Source organism: Actinacidiphila acidipaludis (genome assembly GCF_019890725.1).
Taxonomy (GTDB): domain Bacteria; phylum Actinomycetota; class Actinomycetes; order Streptomycetales; family Streptomycetaceae; genus Actinacidiphila; species Actinacidiphila acidipaludis.
Window position 1 is genome coordinate 127,299 of the sequence record NZ_JAINZZ010000017.1, and the last position, 7,438, is coordinate 134,736.

General features: G+C 69.1%; 6 protein-coding genes and 1 tRNA gene. 4 read left to right on the forward strand and 3 right to left on the reverse strand.

The genetic code is table 11. The features are described from left to right. Positions 1-130 precede the first annotated feature (130 nt). The gene (locus K7862_RS16400; protein WP_222963337.1) at positions 131-964 is read right to left on the reverse strand and encodes a glycerophosphodiester phosphodiesterase; all 834 of its coding nucleotides are present in this window, start codon (positions 962-964) and stop codon (positions 131-133) included. A 609-nt stretch (positions 965-1,573) separates the two neighbouring features. Here K7862_RS16400 and K7862_RS16405 point away from each other — a divergent pair. Together K7862_RS16405 and K7862_RS16410 are read left to right on the forward strand one after the other, a co-directional pair. Continuing rightward, positions 1,574-3,145, forward strand: a complete 1,572-nt coding sequence (locus K7862_RS16405; protein ID WP_443611930.1) for a S1C family serine protease — start codon at positions 1,574-1,576, stop codon at positions 3,143-3,145. A 51-nt stretch (positions 3,146-3,196) separates the two neighbouring features. Further along, a tRNA-Ser gene (locus K7862_RS16410) sits at positions 3,197-3,283 on the forward strand. A gap of 310 nt (positions 3,284-3,593) precedes the next feature. On the opposite strand, the gene K7862_RS16415 is transcribed toward K7862_RS16410, so the two are convergent. Next, the gene (locus K7862_RS16415; protein WP_222963338.1) at positions 3,594-4,076 is read right to left on the reverse strand and encodes a DUF4265 domain-containing protein; all 483 of its coding nucleotides are present in this window, start codon (positions 4,074-4,076) and stop codon (positions 3,594-3,596) included. A gap of 1,132 nt (positions 4,077-5,208) precedes the next feature. Here K7862_RS16415 and K7862_RS16420 point away from each other — a divergent pair. Next, on the forward strand, positions 5,209-5,772 hold the full coding sequence (locus tag K7862_RS16420; RefSeq protein WP_222963339.1) for a CbrC family protein: 564 nt from the start codon (positions 5,209-5,211) through the stop codon (positions 5,770-5,772). A 161-nt stretch (positions 5,773-5,933) separates the two neighbouring features. On the opposite strand, the gene K7862_RS16425 is transcribed toward K7862_RS16420, so the two are convergent. Continuing rightward, complete coding sequence (locus tag K7862_RS16425) at positions 5,934-6,371, reverse strand: hypothetical protein (RefSeq protein ID WP_262413245.1); 438 nt, start codon at positions 6,369-6,371, stop codon at positions 5,934-5,936. 484 nt (positions 6,372-6,855) lie between these two features. On the opposite strand from K7862_RS16425, the gene K7862_RS16430 reads away from it, so the two are divergent. After that, positions 6,856-7,233 carry a hypothetical protein gene (locus K7862_RS16430; RefSeq protein ID WP_222963341.1) on the forward strand — a complete coding sequence of 126 codons (378 nt, stop codon included), beginning with the start codon at positions 6,856-6,858 and terminating at the stop codon, positions 7,231-7,233. The last annotated feature ends 205 nt before the right edge of the window (positions 7,234-7,438 follow it).

Here is a 7,438-nt window from a genome sequence, read left to right on the forward strand (position 1 = left end):
ACTCCTTGCGCCATGCCCCGCATGCCTATGCCACCGACACGATCCGGCGTGAACCGCTGCGCTCCGCGCGCGCCTCCGCACGCCCCGTGACGGGGGCCGGGGCACCTGTGACCCCTCACACCCACGCTGATCAGCGGCCGAGCTGAGTGAGCACCTGTCGCGGCCGGTTGGTGATGATCGCGTCGACCCCCAGTTCCACGCACAGGTCGACGTCCTCGGGCCGGTCCACCGTCCACACGTGCACCCGGTGACCCGCCCGATGCAATCGCGCCACATAGCCGGGATTGGCCCGCACGATGCGCATGGCCGGCCCGGCGATCCGCACCCCCGCCGGCAGCCGCCCGTCGCGGTGCCGCGGCAGCACGTACTGCATCAGATAGACCGTGGGCAGATCGGGCGCCGCTGTCTGCACCCGGCGCAGCGACCGTGAGGAGAAACTCATCACCCGGACGGCCGAGGGCTCGCCGGGCGCCGGGCGGTCGAGGCCGAACCGGCGCAGGACCTCCAGCAGCCGTTCTTCCACCTGTCCGGCCCAACGCGTCGGATGCTTCGTCTCGATCGCCAGTTCCACCCGCCGGTCGGTCTCGTGGATCAGCTCCAGCAGGCGGGTCAGGGTCAGCACCCGGCTGCGCTCGCCCGGGTCGTACCGGTCCGGCGCCTCGGGCTCGCCGGGGCTGCCCTTCCAGGATCCGAAGTCCAGCGCGGCCAGATCGGCCAGCTCCAGCGAGGACACCGCGCCGCGGCCGTTGGACGTCCGGTTCACCCGCCAGTCGTGGACGCAGACAAGCTCGCCGTCCGCGGTGAGGCGCACATCGCACTCGAGGGCGTCCGCTCCGTCCTCGATGGCCTTCCGGTACGCGGCGAGCGTATGTTCTGGTACGTCCTCGGACGCACCGCGGTGGGCCACGACCTGGACCGGTCGCCCCCCGGGGTTGGCATCCTGGACCGCGCGCGCAGACGTCACCGGGCCATGGTGCCACCGCCGCACCGGCCGGCGTGGTGCACGGGGGCGCGGGCGGGCGCACAGCTACCGCTTACGGCGGTCCGACACGCCGTAGGAAATGCTGTGTCCACGTAAACCTTGTGTCGTGAACCCTGCGTCCTGACGCTGACTCTGAGGAGATTCGCTGTGAGCACCGAGAACGAAGCCGGGTCCGGGTCCTCCCTGCCGGCTCCGAATGCGGAGCCGGCAGCGGCAGCGCGCGAAGGTGCCGCGGCCGACGCCGCTTCGGCGCCCGTTCCCCCGGCGGCTCCTCCGGTGGTGCCGCCTGCCGCGGCTCCCGCACCCCCTGCTACCGGTACTGCCGGGTCCTCCGACTCCGCCGGCTCCGCGGCATCCGCTGATTCCGGCGGTGCGTCCGGTTCGGCGGGCTCCCCCGCCGCCGGCGCTCCCGCTGCTCCCGCCGCTCCGGCGCACGACCCGCGGACCGAGGTCCTGCCCGTGCAGCCGTCCGAGCCGCCCGCCGCGGCCGACCGGCCCTCCGCGCCGTCGGACGTCCAGACCTCCGCCGCGCCGCTCCAGGCGCCGCCGCCCGTCGGCCCGCCCTCGCCGTACGGGCCGCCGCCGGCCGCGCTGCACCGCGGGGCGCCCGCCGGGTCCTCGCCGTACGACTCCGCCGGCCCGCAGCAGGGGTCCTCGCCGTCGCCGTTCGCGGCGCCTCAGGCGGCGCGGCCCGCGGCCTCCCCCTTCGAACCGCCCCGGCCGGAGTCCGCGCCCGCGGCGTCCCCGTACGACGCGCCGAAGGCACCGCAGCCGGCCGCCTCGCCGTACGACGCGCCGCAGCCAGGCGCCTCCCCGTACGACGCACCGCAGGCCGCCCAGGCCGCCCAGGCCGCCGCCTTCGCCGCCGAGCCGCCGTCCGACGGTTCGCAGCACTCCACCCCCGACCCCTACGCGGTCCCGGCCACCCCGGCGTACGCTGCCGGCGGCCCCTCGCCGTTCGACGGCCCGGCGTCCCAGCCCGGCCACAGCGGCGGAGGCACCCCGGGCGGACCGGTGTGGGGCGCCCCCAACCCGCCCCAGCCGGGCGGCAAGCGGCGCAGCCTCGGCAGCACGATCGCCGCGGTGCTGGTGGCCGCGCTGCTCGCGGGTGGTGTCGGCGGCGGCATCGGCTACGAGGTGGCCAAGCACAACAACGACACCTCGGGTTCGACCACCGTCTCCGCGCCCAACGACATCAAGGCGCTGAACCGGACCCCGACATCCGTGGCGGGCATCGCCAACAAGGCGCTGCCCAGCGTCGTGACGATCAAGGCCAGCGGCAGCCAGGAGAGCGGCACCGGCACCGGCTTCGTCTACGACAAGCAGGGTCACATCCTCACCAACAACCACGTGGTGGCCCCGGCCGCGAACGGCGGCAAGCTCACCGTCACGTTCTCCAACGGGAACACCTACGACGCCGAGGTCGTCGGCCGGGCGTCCGGCTACGACGTCGCCGTGGTCAAGCTGAAGAGCGCCAGCGGGATCAAGCTCAGCCCGCTGCCGCTGGGCAACTCCGACAACGCGGTGGTCGGCGACGCCACCATCGCGATCGGCGCGCCGTTCGGCCTCTCCGGCACGGTCACCACCGGCATCGTCAGCGCGATGCACCGGCCGGTGGCGTCCAGCGACGGGCAGGGCAGCTCCGCGTCGTACATGAGCGCGATCCAGACCGACGCGTCGATCAACCCGGGCAACTCCGGCGGTCCGCTGCTGAACGCCGACGGCGCCGTGATCGGCATCAACTCCGCGATCCAGCCGGCGGGCAACACCTCGCCGGGCAGCCAGGGCGGCAGCGTGGGCCTCGGCTTCGCGATCCCGATCAACCAGGCCAAGCGGGTCGCCGACCAGCTCATCAGGACCGGGGTGCCGGTCTACCCGGTGATCGGGGTGAGCCTGAACTCGGCGTACGACGGTGACGGCGCGCAGATCGCCAGCGGCGGCGACAGCATCGTGGCCGGCGGGCCGGGAGCCAAGGCGGGCCTGAAGGCCGGGGACATCATCACCAAGTTCGACGACACGATCATCGACAGCGGCCAGACCCTGATCGGCGAGATCTGGCAGCACCAGCCGGGCGACAAGGCGACCATCACCTACACCCGCGACGGCTCCACCCACACCACGACCCTCACGCTGGGCAGCCGCAAGGGCGACACCCAGCAGTAGCCCCCGCTCCACCCACTAAGCTGTCCCCGCGGCGCCCACCGGGCCCCGCGGGGAGGCTTGCCCGAGCGGCCTAAGGGAACGGTCTTGAAAACCGTCGTGGCAGCGATGTCACCGTGGGTTCAAATCCCACAGCCTCCGCTTGTGAAGTGCTGAGAACGGCCCCTGACCAGGCAGTGCGGTCAGGGGCCGCGACCGTGGGCTCTGCCCGCTCGTAACCGTGGTTCCCCCTGGCTTCCCGCTCGATCGGGCACGGATGGGGCACGGGCGGAGCACCTCAGCAGTCACCTCAGAGAAGCTGGCACAAACAGGGTTGTGCTCCAGCCCTGATGTGCGGGAAGTAGCTCTGACCTGCCGGAACGTTGCCGCTGCGAGGACCCACAACTGACGTGCTTGACCCGGGTCCGCCGGTCGGTCGGGCACGGATCGGGCATGTCCGGGGACGGCTTGGTCACAGCCACCAGTTGAGCGGGCCGCCGTTGGGTCCGTAGACGTTGCCGTACTGCCATTCGACGCCGTCCAGGGCCGAGAAGCAGTGGCTCATGGCGGTCTTGATGGCTGGAAAGCCGGAAGCCGCGGGGACGGTCACGACGAGGAACCGGCCGGCGGGTGGCCCTTCGATCAGACCGCCCAAGGGGCGGAAGTGCGCGCGGAGGTCATCGATAACGCCGCCCGGGAATGTCGCCTCGGCGTAGATCTGCACGCACACGTTCGGGCCTCGCTCCACAACGTGGAATGAGCCGTCCTCGTTGCACTGGACAATGTCCCCCTCCGCGCAGCCCTCGACGAAACCGGGGCTACCGGTGATCCGATACCGTCCGCCGCCGAGCGCAGTGGCGGGAACAACCTCTCGCACAGGCTGCCCCGAGCCGCCGTGACCAGCCAGAAGACTTACGTGGTCGTGGGCGGCGTCCATATCATCGTGGTTCTGCACGGGAGGATGCTGCCACACCGCGTCAGGATCTAGGAGAGCGTCCGCATCCGGCTCCACGCCTTCGCCCTGACCAACTGCGTACTGCCCTCGCAGCAGGGGGAACTGAACTCAGGGACCTCTTCGTCCCGAAGCACTTCGGGCGGTGGTGTGGCCTGTGGCGCCACCCGGCCTGACCGGCAAGAACAGTCCACGAGTGTCCGTGGAAGTCCGCCGAAGGACGTGGCCGTTGTAGCGCACTTAGACACTCAGTCCCCGCCGCCAGGTGTGGACCACCGCTTTACAAGGGCAGCCGTGATCGGCAGGGTGAGCGCCCAGGTCGCTCCGGCTTCTCCTCCAGCCCAAGGCAGCGAGGTGTCTCGACTCCGGCGGGCCGTCCTTGACTGTGATTGACCGCACGATGTGGCACGGCTGTGGCACGCGACCCTTCGTTCCAAAGCGGTCCGAACAGCCTTGCCAGCAGGGCGCGCCGGGCACGCAGCGGGCACGACCGCGAGAGTCAGGGGACCTGCACCCACTCAGGGACGCACTCCAAGATCTCGTCTCGGTCGGCCCATCGCCACCAACGATGACCGCTCCCGCACGAGAGCACTGCGCGACATGCCCGCTGTCCGTCATCGTCGCGCTTCATCAGCAAAAGTCCGCGGTCGGCAAGTAGTCCGCCGCACTCGGGACAGGGCGCTCCGATCATGGAGCCTCGTTCCGCGCAGGAAGTAAGAGACACCCCATCCTGCCGTAGTCCACCCAGGGGGGCGAATGGTTACTCCGGCGGCCCATCGGAAGCTGCTGACCTGCACTCCACCCCCGAGCCACCCGTGACCGACTGTCGTCGTTGGTCATCCTCGGTCATCCCCGCACGGCCCCAAGACGGCCCAGCGGGTGTCTATGAAATCGTCTCATTTGGTGAGTCTGCGGTAGCAGATGAGGGTGCAGGCGGTGGCAGCCCGGCGAGCCAGGCCATGGTGCGTTCGACGGTCCAGCAGTGACGGCCGAGTCATTGGGAGGACTCGATGCCCTTGCGGGCGATGCGGTGCGTGATGCCGCGTAAACCGTCCCATGAGCGGGTGTTGCATCGCCGCTCGCCGCAGTCCGAGCCGGCTCCGCGGTGCCCGCTTCTGGTTGGGATAATGCTCCCGTGGCAGAGCCGACCTTTCGATACCACCCTCATCCGCTGGCCTCCGGGTCCGCGTTGCGGATCGACCATGTCTGCAGTGTCTGTGGCATGGCTCGACAGATCCGCTATCAAGGCCCTGTCTACGGTCGGCAACCTGATTCTCTCTGCCTCCACTGCATCCACTCGGGGGCAGCGTCAAGCGCCCTGAGCATCTCAGGCGGAAGCGATGGCGACTCCGACGTGGCTGCGATGTTCAGCGATGCCGTTGACGTCCCCGACGACGTGCCCCTCTCGGTCGTCGAAGAAATCACTCAACGCACTCCCGGCTTTGCGGGATGGCAACAGGAAGCCTGGCTTTACCACTGTGGCGATGGCGCGGCCTTCCTCGGCCCTGCCGGGTATCGCGAGCTGGAGGCCCATCCCGAGGCCCTCGCCATGCTCCGTGAAGATCACCAGCGTTACGGCTGGTCACCGACAGATACCGAGCAGTTCTTGCGGGGGCTGGACCGCACGGGCGAGCCGACCGCCTACCTGTTCCGATGCTTGCACTGCGACACAAACCTGGCGTCTTGGGACGTCGGCTGACAGCAGCTTTAAGCCGCTTGACCCCCAGCTCATTGGTTCAGGTTTTCGCAGGTCAAGCGCTTCCTGAGGAACGGTCAGCCGGTTACCTGAGCTGGCGTTGTTCGGCCGCGCGCATAGCGTGTGGTCCCAAAGTGGTCCCCCTGAGGCTGGCTCGGCTGCTGTCACGTGAGCGGCTGCGGAGCTACTGGGAGCTGCTCGCTATACAGCCATGAAAAGGTGCGGTCGGGTTCGAGATGTGCCTGACCCAGGTGGATGGCATGGATGCCGGCCTCCGCGTCGGCCGTGAAGAACACGCAGACGAGCTTGGTCGTGGCCCCTAACTCTTCGAACGTCTCGTGCAGCTTCTCGTACTCTTCGGTGGTCAGGTCGTCATCGAGCGGGAACAGTGCGTCCTGAGCATCAGGTCCGTGACCGAGCAGCAGGCGGCGTCGCGTGGGGGAAGCGTTGGCGGCCAGCCGTGCGCGGTTGAGTGGCCTCGGTCGATTGGCGTACTTGAACGGGAACAAAGCGTGATCGTTGACGATCGCGTACTCATAGCCCCGCACGTCCCGCACGGTCTCGCCCAGTTCCCTGGCGGTGTCGGCGAAGTTTTCGCGCACTGCTTCAGCGAGCGTCGCACCGTACGGGCTCCTCTTCTTCAGCCCGGCCGTCAGATGGACCGCTTGGGCTCTCACGTGCGCCCGTGCAAGTTGCTGAGGGACAGCCGCTACGAGCCTGCCTGCTCGCGCACCGAACCGCTCCCGCGCCCAAGCGGTCGGAACCAAAGGGCCATCACTGGACATGCCGCATCACCCTCCCCAATCTGCGAACCTCACATCTGTGTGACAGGTGCGCGAACTGGGCGCAAGGGAGCGATTCGGCCACGGGTTCAACTCCACCAGCGGCCCTGGTTTGGAAGACCGGTCCGGCGGTCTCGTGGTGACGTCGTACGGGCCTGTACCGGGCCTTCCGGCCACCCGGCCGGCTGCTCCCCGTGAGACCCCGCTGCGCACCCGTCAGGCGGGCACGCAGCGGGCACGGCGTGGCTAGCACCGGTTCTCCGTTTGTCTTGTCAGGAAAATCGCGATAGGTGAAGCTGGAGGTGTGCTGCTGCCCCTAACCCACCAGAAGGCCGAGCTCATCGAGGTCGTCCACATCACCGATTGGAAGAGGCATCTCACTTCGGCGGACCTTGTCGGTGACGAGCTGGCTATCTGGGCGGGGGAGCAAGCCAGGCGGGCCCTGGCGCTGATCGCCGATCTGCCAGGCAGTGAGCTATACCGGTGTTTTAGCCCCGGCTGGGGGATCCGAGCACACAGCTCCACCGATCTACTCTTCGAGATCGCCTTTTGCTTCCGCTGCCACGGGGTCCGCATCTGGGGACCAGACGTCTCGATCGAACAGCAAAACCAGAGCTTCGACGCCGATGGTCCCGGCGGTCTCGAGCTGCTCCGCATGTTTCGCGCCTGCACGCCGAACTGACGATCAGTTTTTCTAGAGGTACGCGAGGCCCCACTGACATGGATCCCCTTCGGCGACCAACACTGTGACCTGCGGCCGAGCCGTCAGCGGTGGTCGTCGTTGTGCGGTGCGGCCAGCACCGGCCCGGCACCAAGAGCGTTCGGCCCTGAGCGGGGCTCACTGCGGTGGCCCTTGGGCGGCACCAGAAGCGGGACTGTAAAACGTT